2 protein-coding genes are annotated in these 520 nt (G+C 73.3%); one reads left to right on the top strand and one right to left on the bottom strand.

What is annotated here, in order from left to right; all coding sequences use genetic code 11:
- Positions 1 to 399: PIG-L family deacetylase (locus QN357_RS19240; RefSeq protein ID WP_323505434.1), on the bottom strand; the 399-nt coding region annotated here is incomplete at its 3' end.
- Here QN357_RS19240 and QN357_RS19245 point away from each other — a divergent pair.
- Positions 283 to 520: hypothetical protein (locus tag QN357_RS19245; RefSeq protein WP_323505435.1), on the top strand; the 238-nt coding region annotated here is incomplete at its 3' end. The two genes, QN357_RS19240 and QN357_RS19245, sit on opposite strands and share 117 nt — an antisense overlap.

Genomic DNA, 520 nt, shown 5'->3' on the forward strand with positions numbered 1-520 from the left:
GGCCCGGGCGCGGGGGGGGGGGGGCGCCCGGTCGGCCCGCCACGGTGCGACAATCCAGGTGCCCGCGGCTGAGCCTTCCGTGATCGTCTCCGCGCCGGAAGACGGCGGCCCGAGCACGGATGCCAGCGCCCGCGCCGCCGCCTCCCTGTTCCTCTCGAGGTCGCCGTCCGGCAGTCCGGCGAAGTGCAGGCGAGCGGATGGCGCCAGGTGCGCCACCGCATCCGTCACCTCTGTCCTGCGCACACGTGAAAGGCGACCCTGGCTATGCGTCGGGGATTCCGGGTGGGACGCTTCACCGTCGCTGAGGACAAGGACATCGACCGGGATCCCGCGTCGCGTCGCACCGGAGAGGAGCCCGCCGGCACCGAGGGTCTCGTCGTCGGGATGCGCCGCGACGATGATCAGCCGGGCGAGGTCGTCGAGGTCAAGCGGCGCCGCAGCCGTGATCCAGGGAGCGCCGGCCCAGGCCTGCTCGGCAGTGCCGAGGTCCCGGTGGCTGAAGATCACCACGGTGAGACTC

This window comes from Cryobacterium sp. RTC2.1 (assembly GCF_035018685.1).
Classification (GTDB): Bacteria; Actinomycetota; Actinomycetes; order Actinomycetales; family Microbacteriaceae; genus Cryobacterium; species Cryobacterium glucosi.